This window comes from Hydrogenophaga sp. (assembly GCF_025699295.1).
Classification (GTDB): Bacteria; Pseudomonadota; Gammaproteobacteria; order Burkholderiales; family Burkholderiaceae_C; genus Hydrogenophaga.
This window is the reverse complement of sequence record NZ_JAILWB010000003.1, coordinates 275,335-299,811: the sequence shown is the minus strand read 5'-3', so window position 1 is coordinate 299,811 and position 24,477 is coordinate 275,335. Positions and strand designations below refer to the sequence as shown.

25 protein-coding genes are annotated in these 24,477 nt (G+C 66.5%); 20 read left to right on the top strand and 5 right to left on the bottom strand.

Translation table 11 applies throughout. From position 1 onward, the window contains the following. Positions 1–253: 253 nt before the first annotated feature. From hpaE to hpaR, 4 genes are read right to left on the bottom strand one after another with little or no spacing between them, the layout of a single operon-like run. Entirely contained in the window at positions 254–1,726 is a 1,473-nt protein-coding gene (gene hpaE / locus K5880_RS04540) for a 5-carboxymethyl-2-hydroxymuconate semialdehyde dehydrogenase (RefSeq protein WP_297649233.1), read from the bottom strand. Continuing rightward, positions 1,723–2,517: a fumarylacetoacetate hydrolase family protein gene (locus tag K5880_RS04535; protein WP_297649231.1), complete on the bottom strand. Its 795-nt coding sequence runs from the start codon at positions 2,515–2,517 to the stop codon at positions 1,723–1,725. Before K5880_RS04535 ends, hpaE begins: the two co-directional genes overlap by 4 nt. Beyond that, a complete protein-coding gene (locus K5880_RS04530) occupies positions 2,514–3,173 on the bottom strand; it encodes a fumarylacetoacetate hydrolase family protein (RefSeq protein ID WP_297649229.1) in 660 nt (219 codons plus the stop codon). Before K5880_RS04530 ends, K5880_RS04535 begins: the two co-directional genes overlap by 4 nt. Next, positions 3,170–3,658 (bottom strand): homoprotocatechuate degradation operon regulator HpaR, encoded by a 489-nt coding sequence (gene hpaR / locus K5880_RS04525; RefSeq protein ID WP_297649227.1) that lies wholly within the window; start codon positions 3,656–3,658, stop codon positions 3,170–3,172. The genes K5880_RS04530 and hpaR overlap by 4 nt, the downstream gene beginning before the upstream one ends. A gap of 78 nt (positions 3,659–3,736) precedes the next feature. Here hpaR and K5880_RS04520 point away from each other — a divergent pair, with 78 nt between their 5' ends. Beyond that, the gene (locus K5880_RS04520) at positions 3,737–4,798 is read left to right on the top strand and encodes a nitronate monooxygenase (protein WP_297649225.1); all 1,062 of its coding nucleotides are present in this window, start codon (positions 3,737–3,739) and stop codon (positions 4,796–4,798) included. Here the strand turns inward: K5880_RS04520 and K5880_RS04515 are convergent. After that, the gene (locus K5880_RS04515) at positions 4,773–5,852 is read right to left on the bottom strand and encodes a hypothetical protein (RefSeq protein WP_297649223.1); all 1,080 of its coding nucleotides are present in this window, start codon (positions 5,850–5,852) and stop codon (positions 4,773–4,775) included. The genes K5880_RS04520 and K5880_RS04515 overlap by 26 nt on opposite strands. Positions 5,853–5,881: 29 nt before the next feature. On the opposite strand from K5880_RS04515, the gene radA reads away from it, so the two are divergent. The 19 genes from radA (at position 5,882) to pseI (ending at position 24,450) form a co-directional block, all read left to right on the top strand. Further along, entirely contained in the window at positions 5,882–7,258 is a 1,377-nt protein-coding gene (radA, locus tag K5880_RS04510) for a DNA repair protein RadA (RefSeq protein ID WP_297649221.1), read from the top strand. 59 nt (positions 7,259–7,317) lie between these two features. Continuing rightward, positions 7,318–7,755 (top strand): glycerate kinase, encoded by a 438-nt coding sequence (locus tag K5880_RS04505; protein ID WP_297649219.1) that lies wholly within the window; start codon positions 7,318–7,320, stop codon positions 7,753–7,755. Positions 7,756–7,810: 55 nt separating this feature from the next. Then, entirely contained in the window at positions 7,811–8,761 is a 951-nt protein-coding gene (locus tag K5880_RS04500; protein WP_297649217.1) for a branched-chain amino acid transaminase, read from the top strand. A 120-nt stretch (positions 8,762–8,881) separates the two neighbouring features. Continuing rightward, positions 8,882–9,088, top strand: a complete 207-nt coding sequence (locus K5880_RS04495; protein ID WP_297649215.1) for a zinc-finger domain-containing protein — start codon at positions 8,882–8,884, stop codon at positions 9,086–9,088. Positions 9,089–9,193: 105 nt separating this feature from the next. Further along, entirely contained in the window at positions 9,194–10,264 is a 1,071-nt protein-coding gene (gene rfbB / locus K5880_RS04490; protein WP_297649213.1) for a dTDP-glucose 4,6-dehydratase, read from the top strand. After that, the gene (gene rfbD / locus K5880_RS04485) at positions 10,261–11,160 is read left to right on the top strand and encodes a dTDP-4-dehydrorhamnose reductase (RefSeq protein ID WP_297649211.1); all 900 of its coding nucleotides are present in this window, start codon (positions 10,261–10,263) and stop codon (positions 11,158–11,160) included. Before rfbB ends, rfbD begins: the two co-directional genes overlap by 4 nt. A gap of 17 nt (positions 11,161–11,177) precedes the next feature. After that, positions 11,178–12,065, top strand: a complete 888-nt coding sequence (rfbA, locus tag K5880_RS04480; protein WP_297649209.1) for a glucose-1-phosphate thymidylyltransferase RfbA — start codon at positions 11,178–11,180, stop codon at positions 12,063–12,065. Continuing rightward, the gene (rfbC, locus tag K5880_RS04475; RefSeq protein WP_297649207.1) at positions 12,062–12,622 is read left to right on the top strand and encodes a dTDP-4-dehydrorhamnose 3,5-epimerase; all 561 of its coding nucleotides are present in this window, start codon (positions 12,062–12,064) and stop codon (positions 12,620–12,622) included. Before rfbA ends, rfbC begins: the two co-directional genes overlap by 4 nt. Continuing rightward, positions 12,619–13,614, top strand: coding sequence for a GDP-L-fucose synthase (locus K5880_RS04470; RefSeq protein WP_297649206.1), 996 nt, complete (start codon positions 12,619–12,621; stop codon positions 13,612–13,614). The genes rfbC and K5880_RS04470 overlap by 4 nt, the downstream gene beginning before the upstream one ends. Then, on the top strand, positions 13,611–14,711 hold the full coding sequence (gene gmd / locus K5880_RS04465) for a GDP-mannose 4,6-dehydratase (RefSeq protein WP_297649204.1): 1,101 nt from the start codon (positions 13,611–13,613) through the stop codon (positions 14,709–14,711). The genes K5880_RS04470 and gmd overlap by 4 nt, the downstream gene beginning before the upstream one ends. Continuing rightward, positions 14,708–16,477, top strand: coding sequence for an ABC transporter ATP-binding protein (locus tag K5880_RS04460; RefSeq protein WP_297649203.1), 1,770 nt, complete (start codon positions 14,708–14,710; stop codon positions 16,475–16,477). Before gmd ends, K5880_RS04460 begins: the two co-directional genes overlap by 4 nt. A 26-nt stretch (positions 16,478–16,503) precedes the next feature. Then, positions 16,504–17,502, top strand: a complete 999-nt coding sequence (gene pseB, locus K5880_RS04455) for a UDP-N-acetylglucosamine 4,6-dehydratase (inverting) (RefSeq protein WP_297649201.1) — start codon at positions 16,504–16,506, stop codon at positions 17,500–17,502. After that, positions 17,499–18,656: a UDP-4-amino-4,6-dideoxy-N-acetyl-beta-L-altrosamine transaminase gene (gene pseC / locus K5880_RS04450; RefSeq protein ID WP_297649199.1), complete on the top strand. Its 1,158-nt coding sequence runs from the start codon at positions 17,499–17,501 to the stop codon at positions 18,654–18,656. The genes pseB and pseC overlap by 4 nt, the downstream gene beginning before the upstream one ends. Next, positions 18,653–19,540, top strand: coding sequence for an aldo/keto reductase (locus tag K5880_RS04445; protein ID WP_297649197.1), 888 nt, complete (start codon positions 18,653–18,655; stop codon positions 19,538–19,540). Before pseC ends, K5880_RS04445 begins: the two co-directional genes overlap by 4 nt. After that, positions 19,537–20,436, top strand: a complete 900-nt coding sequence (locus tag K5880_RS04440; RefSeq protein WP_297649195.1) for a Gfo/Idh/MocA family oxidoreductase — start codon at positions 19,537–19,539, stop codon at positions 20,434–20,436. The genes K5880_RS04445 and K5880_RS04440 overlap by 4 nt, the downstream gene beginning before the upstream one ends. Continuing rightward, complete coding sequence (locus K5880_RS04435) at positions 20,433–21,191, top strand: SDR family oxidoreductase (RefSeq protein ID WP_297649193.1); 759 nt, start codon at positions 20,433–20,435, stop codon at positions 21,189–21,191. The genes K5880_RS04440 and K5880_RS04435 overlap by 4 nt, the downstream gene beginning before the upstream one ends. Beyond that, positions 21,188–21,886: an acylneuraminate cytidylyltransferase family protein gene (locus tag K5880_RS04430; RefSeq protein ID WP_297649191.1), complete on the top strand. Its 699-nt coding sequence runs from the start codon at positions 21,188–21,190 to the stop codon at positions 21,884–21,886. Before K5880_RS04435 ends, K5880_RS04430 begins: the two co-directional genes overlap by 4 nt. A gap of 4 nt (positions 21,887–21,890) precedes the next feature. Next, positions 21,891–23,402 (top strand): UDP-2,4-diacetamido-2,4,6-trideoxy-beta-L-altropyranose hydrolase, encoded by a 1,512-nt coding sequence (gene pseG / locus K5880_RS04425; RefSeq protein ID WP_297649189.1) that lies wholly within the window; start codon positions 21,891–21,893, stop codon positions 23,400–23,402. Further along, a complete protein-coding gene (pseI, locus tag K5880_RS04420) occupies positions 23,395–24,450 on the top strand; it encodes a pseudaminic acid synthase (protein WP_297649187.1) in 1,056 nt (351 codons plus the stop codon). Before pseG ends, pseI begins: the two co-directional genes overlap by 8 nt. The last annotated feature ends 27 nt before the right edge of the window (positions 24,451–24,477 follow it).

Genomic DNA, 24,477 nt, shown 5'->3' with positions numbered 1-24,477 from the left:
CAGGTCCCCCGCCAAGGGCTTCGCCGTTGGCCCCTCCTTGAGTTCGCGGCGGCGGGCACCCCCAGGGTCAGAGCCACTGCGGACCGCGTGCACCAGGGCGCGAACGCCCACACGCCGCTTCGGATTGAGGAGGCTGGGCGCTCTGCGCAGCGAAGTCAAGGAGGAGGGCCGGGCGAAGCCCGGTCCGGGGGACATGAGCGGAGCAGAGCGCCCAGCCTCCTCAATCCCGCCGATACGCAGGAGCGAAAGCATTTCACACCCCCCAATGCGGAATGTGGTGCGACCCCAGAGACACAGCCACGTTCTTCGGCTCCAGAAACACCTCATAGCTCCAGGTGCCGCCCTCACGCCCCGTGCCACTGGCCTTGGTGCCGCCAAACGGCTGTCGCAAATCCCGCACGTTCTGCGAGTTCACGAAACACATGCCCGCTTCAATCGCCGCCGCCACCCGATGCGCGCGGCCCAGGTTCTCCGTCCACACATAGCTGGAGAGGCCGTACTGGATGTCGTTGGCCAGCTCGATCGCATGCGCCTCGTCGCGGAACGGGATGAGGCAGGCCACGGGACCGAAAATTTCTTCCTGCGCGATGCGCATGCGGTTGTCCACGTCGGCGAACACGGTGGGCCACACGTAGTTGCCCTTGGCCACGCGCGCGGGCAGCTCGGCCGCATACGACGGCCGGTCCAGGCCACCGCAGAGCAGCGTGGCGCCCTCCTTCGGGCCGAGTTCGATATAGCTGCGCACCTTGGCCAGATGCGCCTGGCTGATCATCGGGCCAACGATGGTTTTTTCATCCAGCGGGTCGCCCACGGTGATGCGCTTCGCACGCTCGGCGAACTTCTGCGCGAAATCGGCATAGATGCTCTGCTGCACCAGGATGCGGCTGCCCGCCGTGCAGCGCTCGCCGTTGTTGCTGAAGATCATGAAGACGGCGGCGTCCAGCGCGCGGTCCAGGTCGGCGTCGTCAAAGATCACGAACGGGCTCTTGCCGCCCAGCTCCATGCTGAACTTCTTCAATCCTGCGCTCTGCACGATGCGGTTGCCGGTAGCGGTGGAGCCGGTGAAGGAGATCGCGCGAACGTCCGGGTGCGCGCACAGCGGTTCGCCGGCGTCCTTGCCGTAGCCGTGCACCACGTTCAACACGCCGGGCGGGATGCCGGCTTCCCGTGCCAGCTCACCCAGGCGGGCGGCCGTCAGCGGCGAGAGTTCGCTCATCTTCAGCACCGCCGTGTTGCCGAACGCCAGGCAGGGCGCGACCTTCCAGGTCGCCGTCATGAAAGGCACGTTCCACGGGCTGATGAGCGCACACACGCCCACCGGGTGGAACAGCGTGTAGTTCAGGTGCGTGGGCGTAGGGTAGGTGTGGCCGTCCACCCGCGTGCACATCTCGGCGAAGTACGAAAAGTTGTCGGCCGCGCGCGGGATCAGCTGTTTGCCCGTCTGCGCGATCACCTGGCCGCTGTCGTTGGTCTCGGTCTGTGCGATGGCAGGCACGTTCGCGGCGATCAGCTCGCCGAGCCTGCGCATGAGCTTCGCGCGCTCGGTCGCCGGCAGGCCGGCCCACTTCGGGAACGCGTCCTTCGCGGCCTGCACGGCGGCATTGACCTCGTCCTTGCCGCCGGCGCTGACCTCGGCCAGCACCTCCTGCGTCGCGGGGTTGATCGTTTCGAAGGTGGTGGCGCCGGCCACGGTCTGGCCGTTGATGAGGTGCTGGATCGTCGTCATGCGGATTCGGTGGGTGAAGTGATGGTGTTGACCAGGTCGCCGATGCCTTCGATGGACGTGACGATCACGTCGCCGGGTTGGCAGTCGACGACGCCGTCGGGTGTTCCGGTGAGGATCAGGTCGCCGGGTTGCAGCGTCATGAAGGCGCTGAAGTACTCGATCAGCGTGGGCACGTCGAAGATCATGTCGCGCGTGTTGCCCTGCTGCGTCACCTTGCCGTTCACCGTGGTCTGCAATGCAAGGTTCATGGGCCCACCGTGGCGTTCGTGCACGTCGGCCGCGTCCACCAGCCAGGGGCCGATGGGCGTGCAGGTGTCGCGGTTCTTCACGCGCAGGTTGGGCCGGTACCAGTTCTCCAGCACGTCGCGGATGGCGTAGTCGTTCGCCACGGTGTAGCCGGCCACGAAGTCCAGCGCGTCGGCTTTCTTCACGCGTCGGGCGGTGCGCCCGATCACCACCGCGAGCTCGCACTCGTAGTGCATGAAGTTCACGCCCGGTGGGCGCAGCGTGAAGCCGCGGTGGCCGGTGAGCGAGGCCTCGCCCTTGACGAAGGCCAGCGGCTCCTCGGGCGCCTTGAAGGCGAGTTCCTTCGCGTGGTCGGCGTAGTTCAGGCCCAGCGCGAGCACCGTGCGCGGGCGCTGCGGCGGCAAGGGTTGCAGCGGAGGCAACCAGACCACGTCGTCGAAGGCCACGCGGCGGCCTTTCAGGGCCGGCGTGAGCAGTTCGAGCTGGCCGTTGGCCTCGACGGCGTCGTGGACCGCGCCGGCCCAGGCGATGCGGGCGCGCTTCATGTGGGCACCTCCTCGTGCGTGAAGCTGTGCAGCGTGGGCAGGGCAAAGCCGGGCGCGGTGATCTCCACCGTGTCGCCCGCATGCACCAGCGGCCGCGAGCCGTCGTCCAGGCAGTCGCTGCCCAGCATCAGCACGTCGCCGGTGCGCAGGGTCATGAACTCGCCCACGTCGGCCAGCAGCGTGGCCGCGTCGCGCACCATCCCGGCCAGTTCGGTGGTCTGGCGGTGCACGCCGTTGATGTGCAGCTCGATCTGCAGCGCCGCCAGGCCGTCGAAGCCGCCCAGCTGCGCCAGCGGCACGCACACGGCGCCCACGCCCAGGAAGCCGTCGGCGCAGCGCGCCTTGACCGGCGGGCGGTAGTAGCTGGGGTGCGCGATGGCGACGTCGTTGAACAGCACCGCGCCCCATGTGCCGTCGCCATCCATCACCAGCCCCAGGGAGGCGGCCACCTCCACCGCTGCATCCGGCGGCAGGGCAATGGCCTGCCCCGAGCGCGTGAAGGTATTGGCGGTCTTGACGTAGAGCACCGGCGCCCTGGGCGGTGCCTTGTAAGGCGCCTCGTTCATGCGCGGCGCCCACAGCGCCCATTCGCGCTGGAAGTTCAGCAGCGTGCCGTAGACCGTGCCGGCCGGCATCCAGGGGCAAGGCAGGTTCATGCGGCGTCCTCCTCCAGGTCACTGACTTCGGTGCCCAACGGCGCTTCCAGCGCGATCACTTCGTCCAGCAGCGCGTACAGCTGCGCCAGCCGCGCCTTGCCCAGGCGCTGCTCCATCCAGCCGTAGTGCGCCTCGATGGTGCTCGAGAGGCTCTTGACAAGCTTGAGCCCCGCGGGTGTGGCACGCACCACCGTGCGCCGCGCGTCCTGCGGGCAGCGGCTGCGCGAGATCAGGCCGTCGCGTTCCATGCGGCTGAGCACACCGGTGAGGCTGGGGCCGAGCAGAAAGGCCTCCCGCGCCACGCGCCCGGTCTCGACGCCACCGGCGAGCTGGGCGTGTTCGCCGAGCACGCGCAGCACGCGCCACTGCTGGTCGGACAGGCCGTACTCGCGCAGGCTGGGCCGGGTGTGCAGCATCACGGCCTCGCGCGCTTCGAGCAGCAGGCGCGGCAGGTTGCGGTGGATGAAGGGGGTGTTGTCGCTCATTTATTTAATATGTTAAATGAATTCTCCGAATACACATTCAGGGTTTACCCCGTAGGGTGTCCCGGAGAGAATGCGCGCATGAATGCACTCACCTCCTTGCTGGGCACCGAACATCCCTTGATCCAGGCGCCCATGGCGGGCGTGCAGGGCGCGGCGCTGGCCGTGGCGGTGAGCAACGCGGGCGCGCTGGGCTCGCTGCCCTGCGCCATGCTCGCGCCCGATTCGCTGGAGCACGAGCTGACGGCGCTGGCGGCCGGCACGAAGCAGCCCTACAACGTCAACTTCTTCTGTCACACGCCGCCCGAGCCCGACGAGGCGCGCGAAGCGGCCTGGCGTTTCTGGCTCGCGCCCTTCTACGAGCAGGCCGGGCTGGACATCGACGCCGTGCCCACCGGCCCGGGGCGCGTGCCGTTCAGCCGTGCCGCGGCCGACCTGCTGGAGCGCTTCCGCCCGAAGGTGGTGAGCTTTCATTTCGGCCTGCCGGACATCGACCTGCTCGAGCGCGTGAAGAGCTGGGGCGGCGTGGTGCTGTCGTCGGCCACCACGGTGGAAGAGGCGCGCTGGCTCGAAGCCTTCGGCGTGGACGCCATCATTGCCCAGGGCGTGGAGGCCGGCGGCCATCGCGGCATGTTCCTCTCGGACGACATCACTGAGCAGATGGGCACCTTCGCCCTGCTGCCGCAGGTGGCGGCCGCCGTGAGCCTGCCGGTGATCGCGGCCGGCGGCATTGCCGACGCCAACGGCGTGGCCGCCGCCATGGCGCTGGGCGCCTCGGGCGTGCAGGTGGGCACGGCCTATCTGTGCTGCCCCGAAGCCACCACCAGCGCGGTGCACCGCGCCGCGCTGCAGAGCGATGCGGCGCACCACACCGCCCTCACCCGCGTGTTCACCGGCCGCCCCGCGCGCGGCATCGTCAACAAGGTGATGCGCGAACTCGGGCCCATGAACCCGGCCGCGCCGCACTTCCCCCTGGCCACGGCGGCCATGGCACCGCTGCGCGCGCACTGGGAAGCCAGGGGCAGCGGCGACTTTTCCCCCCTCTGGTCGGGACAGAACGCCAGCGGTTGCCGGGAGGTGCCAGCGGCCGAGCTCACGCGCGAGCTGGTTCGGGGCTTCAGTTCAGGTCCCGCTGCGCATTGAGCCAGCGCTTGAACCGCGCGGGCTCTTCAAGCTGGGCCCGGTCGTCTGTCAGCTGCACCAGCGCAGCCTCCAGCGCACGGGTCTGATCGATCCGGTTCTGCAACAAGGTATTGGCGTTGGGTGACACCCCCTCGGGCAGGTCGAACTCGTCGGCCAGTGCCCTTTGCCGTGCCGCGCGTTCGCGCTCCAGCTCGGCCACCTGCGCCTTGAGCAGCAGCGTGAGCGAAGCCAGGCGCGCCTCGGACAGCTGGTGCACGGCCTGCGGGTCGGCCAGCTCGGCGCGGCCCTGGATCTGCAGCAGCGCGACCAGATCGCGTCTTTCATAGGCCGCATTGGCCTCGCTCATCAACGCGGTCTTGGCCAGGCGCGCCTGCGGGTCGGTCTCGCGGTCCGGGTGCAGGGCGCTGGCGAGCTGGCGGAACAGGCGGCGCAGCAGGGTGTCGGCGTCGTGCTGCTCGGTCTGTCGCTCGACGGCACCTGGCCTCTTGCGCGCGCGTTTCGCCTGCGCGGCTGCGCGCTTGCGCGCCTGCGCATCGTCCTGCGATCGGCGCAAACGCTCCATGCCGGCGCGCAGCAGCTGTTCGGCGCTGAGGGCCTGCCCGTCGTCGTCCAGGGGCTCGCCGAGCACCGCTTCCATGCGTTGGCGCAGCGCGTCGGCCGCGTCCTGTTTGATCTGCGCAAGTGAGCGCGGGCTGTGGCGGTCGTGCAGTTCGCGCATGGGTTCGTCGCCCGCCTCGGCCAGCCTGCGCGCCAGGCGGCGCAACACGGCTCGCGCGGTGTCGGCCTGCACGCGGCTGAGCAGCTTGCCCTGCAGGTGTTCGTCCAGCATCAAGGCCAGGTCGCGTTGCACCTGCGCGAGCTGCCGGCGCAGCGGCTCGACCGCCTCATGCAGCGCCAGCCGGTGCAACCGGCCCAGCGCGTCCAGTTCGGCCAGCTGGCTGCGGAGCTTGTCGATGCGGGCGAGTTGCAGGTTGTAGGCGCGCGCGGCGGCCGACAGCGGCTGCGCGGAGGGCGGCAGCACGCGCAGGGCGGCGGCGGGGTGGGCAGACGGCATGGAAGGGGTCGACTATATTGCCCGGCAACATGGCCAAAGACAAAACCCAATACACCTGCAGCGAGTGCGGCGGCTCCAGCCCCAAGTGGCTGGGCAAGTGCCCGCACTGCAACGCCTGGAACACACTGGTCGAGACGGTGGCGGAACCGGCCACGCCGTCGAAGAACCGCTTTGCCTCGCTGGCGAAGACGGCGGAGGTGACGGCCCTGGCCGACATCGACGCCACCGACGTGCAGCGCACGCCCACCGGGCACGACGAGCTGGACCGCGTGCTCGGCGGCGGCATCGTCGAAGGCGGCGTGGTGCTGATCGGCGGCGACCCGGGCATCGGCAAGTCCACCCTGCTGCTGCAGGCGCTGGATTCGCTGCAGCGGGCGGGGCTTAAGACCCTCTACGTCACCGGTGAAGAAAGTGGCGCCCAGGTGGCGTTGCGCGCGCGCCGGCTCGGGCTGGACGGTTCGCAGGTCAGCGTGCTGGCCGAGATCCAGCTGGAGAAGATCCTGGCCACGCTGGACGCGACCCGGCCCGCGATCGCGGTGATCGACTCGATCCAGACCGTGTACTCGGAGCAGCTCACCTCGGCGCCGGGCTCGGTGGCGCAGGTGCGCGAGTGCGCGGCCCACCTGACGCGCGCGGCCAAGGCCAGTGGCACGGCGATCGTGCTGGTGGGGCATGTGACCAAGGAAGGCGCGCTGGCCGGCCCGCGCGTGCTGGAGCACATGGTGGACACGGTGCTGTATTTCGAGGGCGACACGCACAGCAGCTTCCGCCTGATCCGGGCGATCAAGAACCGCTTTGGCGCGGTCAACGAGATCGGCGTGTTCGCCATGACGGAGAAGGGCCTCAAGGGCGTGAGCAACCCGAGCGCCATCTTCCTCTCGCAACACAGCGAGCCGGTGCCGGGCAGCTGCGTGATGGTGACGCTGGAGGGCACGCGGCCCATGCTGGTGGAGATCCAGGCGCTGGTGGACAGCGGCGGCCCGTCGCCCCGCCGCCTGAGCGTGGGCCTGGAGCGCGACCGCCTGGCCATGCTGCTGGCGGTGCTGCACCGCCATGCCGGCGTGGCCTGCATGGACCAGGACGTGTTCGTCAACGCCGTGGGCGGCGTGCGCATCAGCGAACCGGCGGCCGACCTGGCGGTGATGCTGGCCATCACCTCCAGCCTGCGTGGCAAGGCGCTGCCCAAGGGCTTCATCGCCTTTGGCGAGGTCGGCCTGGCGGGCGAGGTGCGACCTGCCCCGCGCGGGCAGGAGCGCTTGAAGGAGGCGGCCAAGCTGGGCTTCAGCGTGGCGGTGGTGCCCAAGGCCAACCTGCCGAAGAAGAACGACAAGGCCTTCGAGGGCCTGACCGTGCATGGCGTGGACCGCATCGAGGAGGCCATGGAGCTGGCTCGCAGCCTGGCCTGATCCGGTCCATCCGTACAAGCCGCAAGCTGGGGCGCGCGGCTTGCGCCGACAATTCCCCCATGCGATTCCAGAAACTCTTCGTGCTCGCGGCTTGCGCCGTCCTGCTTTTCATGGCGCACCGCGCCTATGGCTGGCCGGGCCTGGCCGCGGCGAGCGGCGGCCTGCTGATGTGGCTGCTGCTGCATTTCACGCGCCTCATGACGATTCTCCAGCGCGCCGCCCACCGGCCCATCGGCTATGTGGACAGCGCGGTCATGCTCAATGCCAAGCTGCGGCCCGGCGTGACGCTGATGCACGTGATCGCCATGACGCGCTCGCTGGGCGAGCGGCTGTCGGATGAAAACGTGCAGCCCGAGACCTACCGCTGGCGCGACAACAGCGACTCCTTTGTGACAGCCGACTTCCAGGACGGCAAGCTGCAGCGATGGAAGCTGGACCGCCCGGCCCCGGCCGATGCCGATCCGGTGGCACCGGAAAACGGCGGTCCGACGCCGTAAAATCGCCGGTTTGGCAGCCCGGCCTGCCCTCCCGACGAACAACCCAAGGACCCCCATGAGCTCCATCGTTCCCTCGATGTCCGACCGCGACGGCAAGATCTGGATGGACGGCCAGATGGTGGACTGGCGCGACGCCAAGATCCACGTGCTGACCCACACCCTGCACTACGGCTGCGGCGCTTTCGAGGGCGTGCGCGCCTACAACACAGCGGGCGGCACGGCGATCTTCCGGCTGGAAGAACACACCGAGCGCCTGTTCAACAGCGCCAAGATCCTGCGCATGAAGATCCCGTTCACGCAGGACGAGGTGAACGCCGCGCAGAAGGCCGTGGTACGCGAAAACAAGCTGGAGAGCTGCTACATCCGCCCGCTGACCTGGATCGGCGACAAGAAGCTGGGCGTGTCCCCCAGGGGCAACACCATCCACCTGATGGTCGCCGCCTGGGCCTGGGGCGCCTACCTGGGCGACGAGGGTCTCAAGCGCGGCATCCGCGTCAAGACCAGCAGCTACACCCGCCACCACGTCAACATCACCATGACGCAGGCCAAGGCGGTGAGCAACTACAGCAACAGCATCCTGGCCAACATGGAAGCGCTCGACGACGGCTACGATGAGGCCCTGCTGCTCGACTCCAGCGGCTTCGTCAGCGAAGGCGCAGGCGAGAACATCTTCGTGGTCAAGAACGGCGTGATCTACACGCCCGACCTCTCGGCCGGCGCGCTCAACGGCATCACGCGCAATACCGTGTTCCACATCGCCAAAGACCTGGGCCTGGAGATCGTGCAGAAGCGCATCACGCGCGACGAGGTCTACATCGCCGATGAAGCCTTCTTCACCGGCACGGCCGCCGAAGTCACCCCGATCCGCGAGCTCGACCGCATCGAACTCGGCAAGGGCGACTACGTGGGCACGCGCGGCCCGATCACCGAGAAGATCCAGAGCGCCTTCTTCGACATCGTCAACGGCCGCAACCCGAAGTACGCCCACTGGCTGGCGAAGGTGTGATTACCCCCGCGTCGCCTTCGGTGCCACCCCCCCCAGGGGGCGACACCTGCGGCCCGGCAGAGCCGGTTCCGCGGTGTCTCTGGTACCGGTATCTGCAAACGCACCGAGTGAGAGACATCGATGAAAAATTCTGCCGTTGAACTCAAGGCCTCCGACCTCAATGCCCACGGCGGGGTGTTCTGCCCCAGCCCGCTGGCCGACATGAAGCTGTGGAACAGCCACCCCAAGGTCTACCTGGACGTGGCCGCCACCGGCGAAGCCAAGTGCCCGTACTGCGGCACGGTGTACCGGCTGAAGGCCGGCGAGACCGTTGCGCACGGCCACTGACCCGATGGAAGGGAAGGTCTGCCGGCGGCGCCGGTTGACCGCAGACAATGCGATGGGCAGGGCGCCGAGGGCGGCACCCGAAGGCCCACACCACAAGGGGAACACATGATTCTGGTCACCGGCGGCGCCGGCTTCATCGGCGCCAACTTCGTGCTTGACTGGCTCGCCCGCCACGACGAGCCCGTGCTCAACCTGGACAAGCTGACCTACGCCGGCAACCTGGAGACGCTGGCCAGCCTGCGCGGTGATGCGCGCCATGTGTTCGTGCAGGGCGACATTGGCGACGGCGCCCTGGTGGGCCGGCTGCTGGCCGAGCACCGGCCGCGCGCGGTGATCAACTTCGCCGCCGAAAGCCATGTGGACCGCTCGATCCACGGCGCCGAAGACTTCATCCAGACCAACATCGTCGGCACCTTCCGCCTGCTCGAGGCGGTGCGCGCACACTGGTCCGACCTGCCCGAGGCCGACAAGGCCGCTTTCCGTTTCCTGCACGTGAGCACCGACGAGGTCTACGGCAGCCTGGCACCCGACGAACCGGCCTTCACCGAATCCCACCGCACGGAGCCCAACAGCCCCTACAGCGCCAGCAAGGCCGCCAGTGACCACCTGGTGCGCGCCTGGCACCATACGCACGGCCTGCCGGTGCTCACCACCAACTGCAGCAACAACTACGGCCCTTTCCATTTCCCGGAAAAGCTGATCCCGCTGATGATCGTCAACGCGCTGGCGGGCAAAGCCCTGCCGGTGTACGGCGACGGCATGCAGGTGCGCGACTGGCTGTACGTGAAGGACCACTGCAGTGCGATCCGCCGCGTGCTGGAGGCTGGCCGCGTGGGTGAGATCTACAACGTGGGCGGATGGAACGAGAAGCCCAACATCGAGATCGTGCACACCATCTGCGCCCTGCTCGACGAACTGCGCCCGCGCGCCGACGGCGCCTCTTACACCACGCAGATCACCCACGTGAAGGACCGGCCAGGCCACGACCGGCGCTACGCGATCGATGCGCGCAAGCTCGAGGCCGAACTCGGCTGGAAACCAGCCGAAACTTTCGAGACCGGCATCCGCAAGACGGTGCAGTGGTACCTGGATCACCCCGACTGGGTCGCGCATGTGCAGAGCGGCGCCTACCGGCAGTGGGTGCAGACCCAGTACGGGGCGCCGGCCACCGCATGAAGATCCTGTTGCTCGGCAAGAACGGCCAGGTCGGCTGGGAGCTGCAGCGCAGCCTGGCGCCGCTGGGTGAGCTGATCGCGCTGGACCGGCACAGCACACCAGCCGACGGCGGATGCGGCGATCTCGTGGACCTGGACGGGCTGCGCGAAACGGTGCGTCGGCTGCATCCAACCGTGATCGTCAACGCCGCCGCGCACACCGCAGTCGACAAGGCCGAGAGCGAACCCGAGCTGGCCCGCAGCATCAACACCCTGGCACCGGGCGCGCTGGCCGAAGCCGCCCGCGAGGTGGGCGCCCTGCTGGTGCACTATTCCACCGACTACGTGTTCGACGGCAGCGGCACCGCGCCCTGGCGCGAGGGCGCGGCCACCGGCCCGCTGAGCGTGTACGGGCGCAGCAAGCTCGAAGGCGAACAAGCCCTCATTGCCAGCGGGGTGCGCCACCTGATCTTTCGCACCAGCTGGGTCTATGCCGCGCGCGGCGGCAACTTCGCGCGCACCATGCTGCGCCTGGCCCAGGAACGCGAACGGCTCACCGTGATCGACGACCAGTGGGGATCTCCAACCGGCGCCGAACTGATCGCCGACGTGACGGCCCATGCCATCACGCAAGCGCAGCGCGAACCCGCCTGCGGTGGCACCTACCACCTGGCCGCCGCCGGTGAAACCACATGGAACGGCTACGCGCGCTTCGTGATCGACACCGCACGCGCGCTGCGCCCCGACCTGCCGCTGAAGGTGCAGGAGGTCGCACAGGTGCCCACCACGGCCTTCCCCACGCCGGCCCGCCGCCCCCTGAATTCGCGCCTGGACACGGCGCGCCTGCGCGCCACCTTCGGCCTGGCGCTGCCGCACTGGCAAACCGGCGTGCGGCGTATGCTTGCGGAAATTCTCTGAAACACAGGCTCGCACGCATGACGCAACGCAAAGGCATCATCCTCGCTGGCGGCTCGGGCACCCGCCTGCACCCGGCCACACTGGCCATCAGCAAACAGCTGCTGCCGGTGTACGACAAACCGATGATTTATTACCCGCTGAGCACGCTGATGCTCGCGGGCATCCGCGAAGTGCTGATCATCAGCACGCCGCAGGACACGCCGCGCTTCCAGCAGCTGCTGGGCGACGGCAGCGCCTGGGGCATGAACCTGCAGTACGCGGTGCAGCCCAGCCCCGACGGACTGGCACAGGCCTTCATCATCGGCGCCGGCTTCCTGGGCAACGGGCCCAGCGCGCTTGTGCTGGGCGACAACATTTACTACGGCCACGACTTCACCACGCTGCTCGCCAACGCCGACGCGCAGACCCATGGCGCCACGGTGTTCGCGTACCACGTGAACGACCCCGAACGCTATGGCGTGGTGGCTTTCGACGCGCAAGGCAAGGCCCGCAGCATCGAGGAAAAGCCCACAAAGCCGCAGAGCAACTTCGCCGTGACGGGCCTGTACTTCTATGACCAGCAGGTCGTCGACATTGCCAAAGCTGTAAAGCCCAGCGCGCGCGGCGAACTCGAAATCACCGCCGTGAATCAGGCCTACCTGGACCAGGGCCAGCTCAACGTGCAGATCATGCAGCGCGGCTATGCCTGGCTGGACACGGGCACGCACGAGAGCCTGCTTGAAGCTGGCCAGTTCATCGCCACGCTGGAGCACCGCCAAGGGCTCAAGATTGCGTGCCCGGAAGAGATTGCGTGGCGGCACGGATGGATCGACGCCGCCAGACTCCAGACACTGGCCGAGCCCCTGAAGAAGAACGGCTACGGTCAGTACCTGCTTCGACTGCTCAACGAATCGGCGCAACAATGAAAGCCACCCCCACCACCATCCCCGACGTGCTGATCATCGAACCCAAGGTGTTCGGTGATGAGCGCGGTTTCTTTTTTGAAAGCTTCAATCAGAAGGCTTTCAACGAAGCGACCGGCCTGGACGTGAACTTCGTGCAGGACAACCATTCGCGCTCGGCCAAAGGCGTGCTGCGCGGGTTGCACTACCAGATGCCGCCACACGAACAAGGCAAGCTGGTGCGCGTGGTGCGAGGGAGTGTGTTTGATGTGGCGGTGGACATACGAAAGAACTCCTCCACGTTCGGGCACTGGGTCGGCGCTGAGCTCAGCGAGGACAATCACCGCCAGTTCTGGGTGCCAGCCGGCTTTGCACACGGCTTTCTCGTGCTGAGCGAGTCGGCCGACTTCCTCTACAAGACCACCGCCTACTACGCGCCGCAGCATGAGCGCTGCATTGCCTGGAACGATCCTGATATTGGGATTGAATGGCCGGTCGGTGTGCGGCCGCAGCTCTCCGCCAAGGACCAGCAGGGCAGGCAGCTAGCGGGCGCCGAGTTGTTCCCACACCAGACATCGTGAGCGCCACCTCACCGCCACTCATCTACGTCGCTGGTCATCGTGGCATGGTCGGGTCGGCCATCGTGCGCCAGTTGCTGGCATCGGGTCATCCGGAAAACCGCATCGTCACACGCACCCATGCCGAGCTCGATCTCACTGATCAAACCGCCGTGCGCAGCTTCTTTGCGGCAGAAAGACCCCAACAGGTTTACCTTGCTGCGGCACACGTTGGTGGCATCCTTGCCAACGACACCTACCCGGCCGACTTCATCTACGACAACCTGATGATCCAGGCCAACGTCATCGATGCGGCTTTCCGCAATGATGTGAAGAAGCTTCTGTTTCTCGGGTCGAGCTGCATTTACCCCAAACTCGCGCCGCAACCCATGCGGGAAGACGCGTTGCTGACAGGTACCCTGGAGCCCACCAACGAGCCCTACGCCATTGCCAAGATCGCCGGCATCAAGCTCTGCGAGAGCTACAACCGGCAGTACGGTGCCAGCCATGGCATCGACTACCGCAGTGTCATGCCCACCAATCTGTACGGCCCCGGGGACAACTACCACCCGGAAAACAGCCACGTCATCCCGGCGCTGATCCGGCGATTTCACGAAGCCAAGGCCAGCAAGGCTCCCTTCCTCACCGTGTGGGGCACCGGGACGCCCCGTCGCGAATTCCTCTATGTCGACGACATGGCGGCGGCCAGCATGCATGTGATGGGCCTGGACAAATCGACCTACGACCAGCACACGCAACCCATGCTCAGCCACATCAACGTGGGATACGGGGATGACGTCACCATCCGGGACCTCGCGACCACCATCGGCAAGACCATCGGGTACCAGGGTGACATCCGGTTCGATCCCAGCAAGCCCGACGGCACCCCGCGCAAGCTCATGGACAGCTCCCGGTTGAACGCGCTGGGTTGGAAAGCCAAAGTGGCCTTGAAAGATGGCCTCGCCCTCGCGTATGCCGACTTTCTGAAAAGACACGAACCCCGTCAACTGACATGACAAATGTTCACACCACGAAGACCGCCTTGATCACCGGCATCACCGGGCAAGACGGGAGCTATCTGGCCGAATTCCTGCTCGACAAGGGCTACGTCGTGCATGGCATCAAGCGCCGTGCGTCCAGTTTCAATACCGCGCGCGTGGACCACATCTATCAGGATCCGCACGTCCAGAACGCGCGATTCCGGCTACATTACGGCGATCTGAGCGACACCAGCAACCTGGTGCGCATCATCCAGGAGACTCAGCCCGACGAGATCTACAACCTGGGTGCACAAAGCCATGTGGCCGTGAGCTTCGAAAGCCCTGAGTACACCGCTGATGTGGACGGCATGGGTACTCTGCGCCTGTTGGAGGCGATTCGCATCCTGGGGCTCGAGAAGAAGACCCGCTTCTATCAAGCCAGCACCAGCGAGTTGTATGGTCTGGTGCAGGAAACTCCTCAGAAGGAAACCACCCCGTTCTACCCCCGCAGCCCCTATGCGGTAGCCAAGCTCTATGCCTACTGGATCGTCGTGAACTACCGTGAGGCCTACGGTATGTATGCCTGCAACGGCATCCTTTTCAACCATGAAAGCCCGCGCAGGGGTGAAACCTTTGTCACCCGAAAGATCACCCGAGCACTGGCGCGCATCAAGCTCGGGCTCCAAGACTGCCTCTACCTGGGCAACCTCGATGCGAAACGCGACTGGGGCCATGCGAAGGACTATGTCGAGATGCAATGGCTGATGCTGCAGCAGGATCAGCCCGAGGACTTCGTCATCGCCACCGGGCGGCAGTACAGCGTGCGCGAGTTCGTCGACGCCACGGCGCGCGAGCTCGGCATGTTCATCCGCTGGCAGGGAGCGGACGAACAGGAGCAGGGTCTGGACGAGCAGGGGCGGGTCATTGTGGCCATCGACCCACGCTACTACCGCCCGACCGAGGTCGAGACGCTGCTGGGTGACCCGTCCAAGGCCCGGCAGAAGCTGGGCTGGAAACCCTCGATCTCGTTCGAGCAGCTGGTGGCCGAAATGGCCCGCGAGGACCTCATCGACGCCCAGCGCGATCAACTCGTTGAACGACACGGCTTCGCGCCATTCAACCGCAGCGAATGAACCTGCTGTCCCGTATCCGAGAGCTGCTGTCGCCACGTGAGCGGCGGCAGGCCTGGACACTGAGTGTCTTGATGCTGTTCGGCATGGCGCTGGAGATGCTCGGCGTGGGCATGGTGATACCGGTCGTCGGCCTGCTGGTGCAGGGGGACGGCGCGGCCCCGCACCCGATGCTGGCGGCCGCGCTGGACGCGCTCGGGCACCCGGATCGGACCACGCTGGTGGTGGGCGCCATGGCGGCGCTGGTGCTGATCTATGCCTGCAAGAACCTGTACCTGGCCTTTCTGTACCACCGCCAGGCGCGCTTTGCCTACGGTGTGCAAGCCGGCATGTCGCAGCGCCTGTTCTCGACCTACCTGCAGCAACCCTACCTGTTCCACTTGCAGCGCAATTCGGCGCAGCTCATCCGCAACGCCACCACCGAATCGAACCTCTTTGCGAGCCACGCCCTGATGCCGGTGATGCTGCTGGTGACCGAGGGCCTGGTCGCGACCGGGCTGGTGCTGCTGCTGCTGGTGTTCGAACCGTTGGGGGCTCTGCTGGTGGGTGGCGTGATCGGCCTGGTCGCGCTGGGCTTCTTCCGCTACACGCGCGCCCGCATCCTGCGCTGGGGCGGCGAGCGGCAGTTCCACGAAGGCAAGCGGCTGCAGCACCTGCAGGAGGGGCTGGGTGGTGTCAAGGACGCATTGCTACTGGGCCGGGCAGCTGAGTTCCTGGCGCGCTACGCAGTCCACAACAAAGGCAGCGCGCAAGCGGCGCGGCACCAGGAAAGCCTCAAACAGATGCCCCGCCTGGGCCTGGAGTTGCTGGCGATCGCCGCGCTGGCCACTCTGGTGAGCACGATGGTCCTGAGAGGCCAGTCGACGGCCAGCGTGATGCCGATCCTGGCTTTGTTTGCCGCCACTGCCTTTCGACTCCTGCCCTCAGTGAACCGCATGCTGGGCGCCATGCAGACCTTGCGCTACGCGCGGCCGGTGGTCGACACGCTCTACCAAGAGGCCCGCCTGGACGCGCCTGCAGACGGCGCAGCCAGCATGCCGGCGCAGGGCCCTCTGGTCCTGCGCTCGCAGATGGACGTGGAATCGGTCGGGTTTCGCTACCCCATGGCCGCGCAACCCGCGCTGCACGACATCCGGTTGACGATCCGCCGCGGCGAGACCGTGGGCTTCATCGGCACCAGCGGTTCGGGCAAGAGCACACTGATCGACGTCATCCTCGGGTTGCTGCCGCCCGACACCGGCCGCATCGCCGTGGATGCCCGGGACATTCGCAACCACCTGCGCAGTTGGCAGGATCAGATCGGCTACGTGCCGCAATCCATCTTTCTGACCGACGACAGCCTGCGACGCAACATCGCCTTCGGGCTACCCAACGAGAAGATCGACGAGGCGGCCGTACAGGCGGCCGTCCGCGCTGCACAACTCGAATCGCTGGTGGCCTCCCTGCCTGAGGGGCTGGACACCCCCGTGGGTGAGCGCGGCACCCGCCTATCGGGCGGGCAGCGCCAGCGCATCGGCATAGCCCGCGCCCTGTATCATGGCCCGTCCGTGCTGGTACTGGACGAAGCCACCAGTGCTCTGGACGTCGGCACCGAGGCCGATGTGATGGCCGCGATCACGGCGCTACGCGGCCAGAAGACCATCCTCATCGTGGCGCACCGCCTGAGCACGGTGGCGCAGTGCGACCGCATTTTCCGGTTTGACCATGGCCGGCTGGTTGCTGAGGGTACTCCGACCGAGATGCTGGCCCTGCAGCACTCCGATACATGATTCCGACCAGATCCGCAGAGCACTACATGTTGACCGATTCATCCATCCTCGTCACCGGCGGCACAGGTTCGTTCGCGCACACCTTCGTGCCCATGACCTTGGCCCGCTACAACCCCCGTCGTCTGGTCATCTTCTCTCGCGACGAGATGAAACAGTGGGAGATGGCCAAGCTGTATGGCAACGACGAGCGCGTGCGCTTCTTCATCGGAGACGTGCGCGACAAGGATCGCCTGGCCAGGGCGCTGCACGGCGTGGACTATGTCGTGCATGCCGCCGCGACCAAGATCGTGCCGACAGCCGAATACAACCCCTTCGAGTGCGTCAAGACGAACGTGATCGGGGCCATGAACCTCATCGATGCCTGCATCGACCAAGGCGTCAAGCGGGTGGTCGCACTCTCGACCGACAAGGCCAGCAGCCCGGCCAACCTGTATGGCGCGACGAAGCTCGCCTCGGACAAGCTGTTCGTCGCTGGGAACTCCTACGCGGGCGGTGACGATACACGCTTCGCCGTCGTGCGATATGGCAACGTGATGGGATCACGCGGTTCGGTCATTCCGTATTTCCTCTCGATCGCGAAGAACGGCGTACTACCCATCACCGACGAGCGCATGACACGCTTCATGATCACGCTTGAGCAAGGCGTGGAACTCGTCTGGCATGCTTTCTCCGACATGGTCGGGGGTGAGATCTACGTCAAGAAGATCCCATCCATGAAAGTGGTCGACATCGCGCGAGCCACCGCCCCGCAGGCACGCCTGGAGGTGGTGGGCATCCGGCCCGGCGAGAAACTGCATGAGCAGATGATCGGCCCCGAGGACGCTCCCCACACCTATGAATACCCAGAGCACTACAAGATCCTGCCGGCTATCCACAATTGGAGCGAGGATCCGGGCCGCATCAGCGAAGGGGTCAAGGTCGACGCCGATTTCACTTACCGGTCCGACAACAACCGGGAGTGGATGGACGTGAAGGCCCTGCAGGCCTGGATCAAGGCCAACAGCGCGCGCGTGGGCCAGATATGAGCCGCACCATCCCCTATGGCAGGCAGGCGATCGATGAGGACGATATCGAGGCCGTGGTGCAGGTGCTGCGGTCCGATTTCCTGACCCAGGGTCCGGCAGTTCCCGCATTCGAGCGCGCCGTGGCTGCCCACTGCGGCGCCCGACATGCCGTGGCGGTCAACAGCGCCACGTCGGCCTTGCATCTGGCCTGCATGGCCCTTGGCGTCGGGCCCGGTGACATCGTCTGGACCAGCCCGGTGACGTTCGTGGCCAGCGCCAACTGCGCCCTCTACTGCGGTGCCCGGATCGACTTTGTGGACGTGGATCCGGAAACCGGCAATCTGAGTGTCGATGCGCTGGCCGCGAAGCTGGCCGAGGCCCGACGCCACAACCGCCTGCCCAAGGTGGTGATTCCCGTCCACCTGTGCGGACGCTCGTGCGACATGGCCCGTATCCACGCGCTCGGCCTCGAGTACGGTTTCAGGATCGTCGAAGACGCCTCCCATGCGATTGGCGCGATTCACGAGGGCGGGCCGGTCGGCGATGGTCGCTACAGCGACATCACGGTGTTCAGCTTTCATCCCGTAAAGATCATCACGTCCGGCGAGGGTGGCATGGCGGTCACGCGCGATGCCGCCCTCGCGCGCAGCATGGACCGTCTGCGCAGCCATGGCATCACGCGCGACCCTGCCGAGATGACGCAGGCCCCGGACGGTCCCTGGTACTACCAGCAGATCGAGCTTGGCTACAACTACCGTCTGACCGATCTTCACGCTGCCCTGGGATTCGCCCAGTTGCGCCGCATCGAGGCGTTCATCGCGGCGCGGCACCGGGTGGCCGCGCGTTATGCCAAGGCCCTCGAGGGCCTGCCGCTGCACCTGCCCCCCGAGGTGACCGATGGTCGCTCGGCCCTCCACCTCTATCCGATCCGTCTGAGTGCCCCTTTATCGCGACGTCAGGTCTTCGAAGGCCTGCGCCAACGCGGCATTGGCGTCAACGTGCACTACATCCCCGTCTACCTGCAGCCCTACTACGCCGCCATGGGATTCCAGCCCGGACACTGCCCGAATGCCGAGCGCTATTACGCCGCGGCGATCAGCTTGCCCATGTATGCGACCCTGAGCGAGTCCGACCAGGCGTGGGTGGTAGCCGCCCTGAAGGAGGTGCTGGCTTGACCACGCGCTCGTCCCGCCTCGGTCTGGGCTCCGTGCAATGGGGGCTGGATTACGGCGTGGCCAATCGTGACGGAATTGCCCCGGCAGCCGAGGTAGCCCGCATCCTGACGGAAGCCCGAAGCGTGGGAATCGATCTCATCGACACAGCCGCCTTGTACGGGGAATCGGAAGCCGTGCTCGGGCAACAACAGCTCGGTGGGTTTCGCATCGTGACCAAAACATCGAAGATCGCCGGGAGCTCCGTCGGCGCCAGCGATGTGCGCACCTTGCTGCAGACGTTCAAGCGCTCTCTGGACCGTCTGGGCGCCAGCTCCGTCTACGGCCTGTTGGTCCATCAGGCGGACGATCTGATGGCCCCTGGTGGTGAGCACCTGCTCGAAGCGCTGCAAGCGCTGCAGCAAGCCGGTCGGGTGCAGCGCATTGGCGCCTCCATCTATACCGGCGAGCAAATCCGTCGGCTGCTCGAACATTTCACGCCCGACATCGTGCAATTGCCGCTCAACGTGCTCGACCAGCGCCTCATTGAAGACGGGTCGCTGTCCTTGCTCAAGTCGCGTGGGGTGGAGGTGCACGCTCGCTCGGCTCTTTTGCAGGGCCTGCTGGTGATGGCCCCTTCCGAAGTGCCAGCTTATTTCGAGCCCATTCGGCACAAGCTGGCTGCCTGGCACGACGCCTGCCAGGAACAGTCCATGTCCCCACTGCAGGCGGCACTGGGCTTCGTGTGCGATACAGAAGGCGTCGACCGCTGCCTCATCGGCGTCCAAAGCTTGAGCCAGCTGAAGGCCTGCCTGCATGCAGTGGAACTGCCGGGCGGCTTTCTGGGCCAAGGCATGGCCAGCAATGACCCGGCCTTCGTCAATCCCGCGCAATGGAGGCTGGTGTGACGGACGAACTGCGTTTAGGCGTGATCGGCCTGTCTCCAGGCAATGGGCATCCCTACTCCTGGTCGGCCATCTTCAACGGCTACGAGCCAGCTGCCATGGAAGCCTGTGGCTTCCCCGTCGTTCCGCGCTACCTCGAACAGCAGCGGTTTCCGGACGACGCGATCGCCGGGGCCCGAGTGACCCATGTGTGGACCCAGGATGTTGCGATCTCACGGCATGTAGCAAAGGCGGCATGCGTGGAGCATGTCGTCGACCGCTGCAACGATTTGATCGGAAAGGTAGATGCGGTGCTGCTGGCGCGAGACGATGCCGATACCCACCTCACGTTCGCGCGTCCCTTTCTCGAGGCGGGTGTGCCAATTTACGTGGACAAGCCGCTCGCGCTGTCGCGCGCCGATGCGGAAACCCTGGTCGGCCTGCAGCGTTTTCCCGGCCAGCTGTTCTCGTGCTCCGCGCTGCGCTACGCGCCGGAACTTCGCCTGACCTTGGCCCAGCGCGAGACGGTCGGGCCGCTGCGCTCTATTGCCGCGACCGTGCCCAAGGACTGGGACAAGTACTCAGTCCATGTGATCGAGCCACTGCTTCAGTTGCTTCCCGATCGCGGTGCGGTCGTGCGCAACCAGCGCTGGTCGGTTGCCGATCGCGTCACTCTGCAGGTCGAGTTCGCCTCCGGAGTCGAGGCACAGATATCCACCCTGGGCTCGGCTGGTGCGCCGCTGGGCCTCAGAGTGTTCGGTGCCGCCGGCTGGTGCGACCTGCAGTTCGCCGACACCTTCCGCGCCTTCCGGGCGGCGCTGCAGGATTTCGTCGATGGCGTACGCGCACGCGACGTCCGAATTGCGCCAGCTGCCATGCTCGAAGTGGTGGACATGATCGAACTCGGGAGACTTGCATGAGTCGTTCCATTCTCATCACCGGTGCTACCGGCAAAATCGGTCGCGTGCTGGCGCGCCACTTCCTGATGGTCGGTGACACGGTGATCGCCGCCGGCCGTTCGGCCGACGCGCTGGCCGAGCTGGCCATCGACCTATCCAGCAACGGCGGCACCCTGCACACCCTGTGCGCCGACCTGATGGCGCCGGACGCCGCAACCACGGTGGTCGATGGCCTGAGGCAGATCGGCTGCATCCCGGATGGTCTGATCAACAATGCGCGCAATGTGTCCTTCCTGCGAACCGGCGTGGACGGCCGCGTCGCGCGCCAGAACTTTCTCGATGAGTTCGCGCTCGACGTGGTGACGCCGTATGAACTGGTCATGGCACTTGCTGATGCGCCGGAATCCAGGCTGCGTGCGGTAGTGAACATCGGTTCGCAATATGGTGCGGTCGCGCCCAACCTGCGTCTGTACACCGACCCGGTGCGGCAGTCACCGCTGCAGTACGGCGTGGCCAAGGCGGCGCTGGCGCATCTCACCAAGGAACTGGCGGTGCGACTGGCCCGCCGCGGCATCCGCGTGAACTGTGTGGCCTTCGGTGGTGTGGAAGGCCGGGTCGACGAAGCATTCAAACAGCGCTATGCCGCGCTGAGCCCGATGGGGCGCATGCTGGGCGAGCACGAACTGGCAGGGCCTGTAGACCTGCTGCTGTCGGACGCCTCCTCGGGCATGACGGGCCATGTGATGATGGTCGACGGCGGATGGAGCGCCTGGTGAGCGGGGGAATCGCAATCGTCCTGGCGCGCGGCGGTTCTGTCCGGCTGCCGCGCAAGAACATTCTCGATATCGGTGGGAGGCCCATGCTGGCCTGGTCGGTACAGGCCGCGCTGGATTCTGGTTGCTTCGAACGCGTGCTTGTCTCCACGGACGACCCCGAGATTGCGGCAGTGGCACGGCAGCACGGCGCCGAGGTGCCCTTCCTTCGCACGTCGGCGGCGGATGATCGATCGACCTCCAGCGAAGCCACCCGCGTCGCCCTGCTGCAGGCCGAAGCACACTGGAATACCCGGTTCGCCGTGGTGGCCCAGTTCATGGCGAACTGCCCGCTGAGGACCGCCGCAGACGTCCGTGCGGCAATGAACGCGTTCGAGTCCCGCAGCGCGCCTGCCCAGATCAGCTGCTTTCGCTTTGGCTGGATGAACCCCTGGTGGGCCGCCACACTCGATGCGAATGGTGGTCCACAGTACCTGTTCCCCGAGACGCGCATGAAACGCTCGCAGGACTTGCCGGCGCTGTATTGTCCCAGCGGTGCCCTCTGGCTGGCGCGACGCAACGCCTTTCTCGAAGTCGGCAGCTTTTACGCACCCGGCCACGTCATGGAACCCATGGACTGGATGTCGGCCATGGACATCGACGACGAAAGTGATCTGCGCATGGCACGGGCCTGCATGCTGATGCGCGGGGATGACTGAGGCCATGGACATCGCGATCCGCACCGATGCATCGAACGAGATCGGCACGGGTCATGTCACACGCTGCCATTGCCTGGCCGACGCGCTGCATGCCCGTGGTGCCCGCATCACCTTCGTCTGCAGATTCCTCACCCCCGGCCTGAGGGCCCGCCTGGAAGACGCAGGCCATCAGGTGCGCATGATCGATGCTGCGGGCGCACCCGATGCACTGCCGCACGCAGCCTGGCTGGGCGGATCGCAAGAACACGATGCCGCGGCCACCGCTTCTGAGCTGCAGGACGTTCGGCCCGACTGGCTGGTCGTGGACCACTACGCGCTGGACCAGCGCTGGGAGCGCGCCATGCGAAGCGGGGCCAGGCGCATCCTCGCCATCGACGACCTAGCCGATCGCCCCCATGACTGCGACCTGCTGCTCGATGCCAACCTTGCCGAGGGCGCCAGTACGCGCTACCAGGCCCTGGTGCCGCCGGGCGCCCGGAAGCTGCTGGGCCCCGGCTATGCCCTGCTTCGCCCGGAATTCGCGCATGCGCGTGCGCACGCTCAAGTCAGAAGTCGCGGCGTACGGCGAATACTCGTCTTCTTCGGCGGCATCGATCAGCAGAATCAGACTGGGCGGGTATTGCGCTTGCTGCCCGGCCTGCTGGCACCGGATGTGGCCATCGACGTCGTCATTGGCCAGGCCCACCCGCGACGGGATGCGGTGGAGGATTTGTGTCGGAGTGGCGGCTTGATCTGCCATGTGCAGACCGACCGGATGGCCGAACTGATGGCAACAGCCGACCTTGCCATCGGCGCTGGTGGCACTGCCACCTGGGAGCGCTGTTGCGTCGGGCTGCCCGCGTTGATCTGGCCGCAGGCCGACAACCAGATGGCCCAGGTGGCGGCCGCAGCCCATCAAGGCATCGTTCTGGCGCCCGAAGCCGTCGCGCACGACGACGAGGCGCTGGTCATGCAGTTGAAGGCCATTGCCGGCAATCCGGGCCTGCTCGCGGCGATGTCGCGGTCTGCCATGGACACGGCGGACGGCAGGGGCGTGGCGCGGATCTGCCGTGCGATGGGGGTGACCGGCATCGCGGTTCGGCCGGCGACCCAGGCCGACAGCGACAGCTTGCTTGCCTGGCGGAACGTGTCGGCCGTGCGTCGCGTCTCACGCACCACGGCCGTCATCGCCAGGGACGACCATGAGCGCTGGCTGGCCGATACACTCTCCCGCAGTGACAGGTGGCTGTTGATCGGCGAACGACAGGGCAAAGCGGTGGGGGTGGTGAGATTCGACCTGAAGGGTGCGGGAGCGGAAACGTCCATCTATCTGACGCCCGGACCCCACCCCTGCGGCACCGGTGGCGACCTTCTGGCAGCTGCCGAGTCCTGGCTGGTGCGCCATGGACCCTCCGGGCTCGCCCGGTTGCATGCCGATGTGCTTGCCGACAATGAGGCGTCGCACCACCTGTTCTTTTCGGCGGGCTTCGACCGCACGCTCTCCAGTTACATCAAGCGGATTGTCACCCATGGATGAAACGTTCCACATCGGCGGACGGGCCATCGGCCCTCATGCCCCGCCTTTCGTGATCGCGGAGATGTCGGGCAACCACAACCAGTCGCTCGAACGGGCGCTGGCCATCGTGGAAGCGGCGGCCCGTACCGGCGCGCACGCGCTGAAGATCCAGACCTACACCCCCGACACCATGACGCTCGATTTGGACGAGCGCGAATTCCACATCGGTGATCCGGACAGCCTGTGGACCGGCACCTCGCTCTACAAGCTCTACGGCGAGGCCTATACGCCGTGGGACTGGCACGCACCGATCTTCGAGCACGCGCGGGCCCTGGGCATGATCCCCTTCAGCACGCCGTTCGACGACAGCGCGGTCGACTTCCTCGAATCGCTGGACGTGCCCTGCTACAAAATCGCCTCCTTCGAGAACACCGATCTGCCATTGATCCGGCGGGTGGCGGCCACTGGCAAACCGCTGATCATCTCGACCGGCATGGCCACGCTGGCCGAACTCGACGAAACCGTGCGTGCGGCCCGGGATGCAGGATGCCGCCACCTGGTGCTGCTCAAGTGCACGAGCACCTATCCCGCCACGCCAGCCAACACCCACATCCGCACCATTCCGCATCTGCGCGAGATGTTCGGCTGCGAAGTCGGGCTGTCCGACCACACGATGGGCGTGGGCGTGTCGGTTGCCAGTGTCGCCCTGGGCGCAACGGTGATCGAAAAGCACTTCACGCTCGATCGCAGCGACGGCGGCGTGGATGCCGCCTTTTCGATGGAGCCCGACGAGATGGCGCGCCTGGTGGTGGAGACCGAGCGGGCCTGGCAGGCACTGGGTGAGGTGCGGTACGGTCCGACCGAAGCGGAGCGCAAGTCGCTGCAGTTCAGGCGTTCTCTCTACATCTGCGCCGACCTGAAGGCGGGCGACGTCCTCCACCGCGACAACGTGCGCGCCATCCGGCCGGGGCTTGGTCTGCCGCCGGGCTTCATCGAAGCCGTGCTGGGAAGAAGCGTTGCACGCGCCGTCCCCCGCGGCACTGCCCTCACCTGGGATCTGCTGAAGTGAACCTCCGGCACCACCCCTCCCGCTCGA

Excerpts from the sequence above, each read along its gene's own strand:
- hpaE (WP_297649233.1), bottom strand. The coding sequence starts at position 1,726 with ATGACGACGATCCAGCACCTCATCAACGGCCAGACCGTGGCCGGCGCC.
- K5880_RS04535 (WP_297649231.1), bottom strand. The coding sequence starts at position 2,517 with ATGAAGCGCGCCCGCATCGCCTGGGCCGGCGCGGTCCACGACGCCGTC.
- K5880_RS04530 (WP_297649229.1), bottom strand. The coding sequence starts at position 3,173 with ATGAACCTGCCTTGCCCCTGGATGCCGGCCGGCACGGTCTACGGCACG.
- hpaR (WP_297649227.1), bottom strand. The coding sequence starts at position 3,658 with ATGAGCGACAACACCCCCTTCATCCACCGCAACCTGCCGCGCCTGCTG.
- K5880_RS04520 (WP_297649225.1), top strand. The coding sequence starts at position 3,737 with ATGAATGCACTCACCTCCTTGCTGGGCACCGAACATCCCTTGATCCAG.
- K5880_RS04515 (WP_297649223.1), bottom strand. The coding sequence starts at position 5,852 with ATGCCGTCTGCCCACCCCGCCGCCGCCCTGCGCGTGCTGCCGCCCTCC.
- radA (WP_297649221.1), top strand. The coding sequence starts at position 5,882 with ATGGCCAAAGACAAAACCCAATACACCTGCAGCGAGTGCGGCGGCTCC.
- K5880_RS04505 (WP_297649219.1), top strand. The coding sequence starts at position 7,318 with ATGCGATTCCAGAAACTCTTCGTGCTCGCGGCTTGCGCCGTCCTGCTT.
- K5880_RS04500 (WP_297649217.1), top strand. The coding sequence starts at position 7,811 with ATGAGCTCCATCGTTCCCTCGATGTCCGACCGCGACGGCAAGATCTGG.
- K5880_RS04495 (WP_297649215.1), top strand. The coding sequence starts at position 8,882 with ATGAAAAATTCTGCCGTTGAACTCAAGGCCTCCGACCTCAATGCCCAC.
- rfbB (WP_297649213.1), top strand. The coding sequence starts at position 9,194 with ATGATTCTGGTCACCGGCGGCGCCGGCTTCATCGGCGCCAACTTCGTG.
- rfbD (WP_297649211.1), top strand. The coding sequence starts at position 10,261 with ATGAAGATCCTGTTGCTCGGCAAGAACGGCCAGGTCGGCTGGGAGCTG.
- rfbA (WP_297649209.1), top strand. The coding sequence starts at position 11,178 with ATGACGCAACGCAAAGGCATCATCCTCGCTGGCGGCTCGGGCACCCGC.
- rfbC (WP_297649207.1), top strand. The coding sequence starts at position 12,062 with ATGAAAGCCACCCCCACCACCATCCCCGACGTGCTGATCATCGAACCC.
- gmd (WP_297649204.1), top strand. The coding sequence starts at position 13,611 with ATGACAAATGTTCACACCACGAAGACCGCCTTGATCACCGGCATCACC.
- K5880_RS04460 (WP_297649203.1), top strand. The coding sequence starts at position 14,708 with ATGAACCTGCTGTCCCGTATCCGAGAGCTGCTGTCGCCACGTGAGCGG.
- pseB (WP_297649201.1), top strand. The coding sequence starts at position 16,504 with ATGTTGACCGATTCATCCATCCTCGTCACCGGCGGCACAGGTTCGTTC.
- pseC (WP_297649199.1), top strand. The coding sequence starts at position 17,499 with ATGAGCCGCACCATCCCCTATGGCAGGCAGGCGATCGATGAGGACGAT.
- K5880_RS04435 (WP_297649193.1), top strand. The coding sequence starts at position 20,433 with ATGAGTCGTTCCATTCTCATCACCGGTGCTACCGGCAAAATCGGTCGC.
- pseG (WP_297649189.1), top strand. The coding sequence starts at position 21,891 with ATGGACATCGCGATCCGCACCGATGCATCGAACGAGATCGGCACGGGT.
- pseI (WP_297649187.1), top strand. The coding sequence starts at position 23,395 with ATGGATGAAACGTTCCACATCGGCGGACGGGCCATCGGCCCTCATGCC.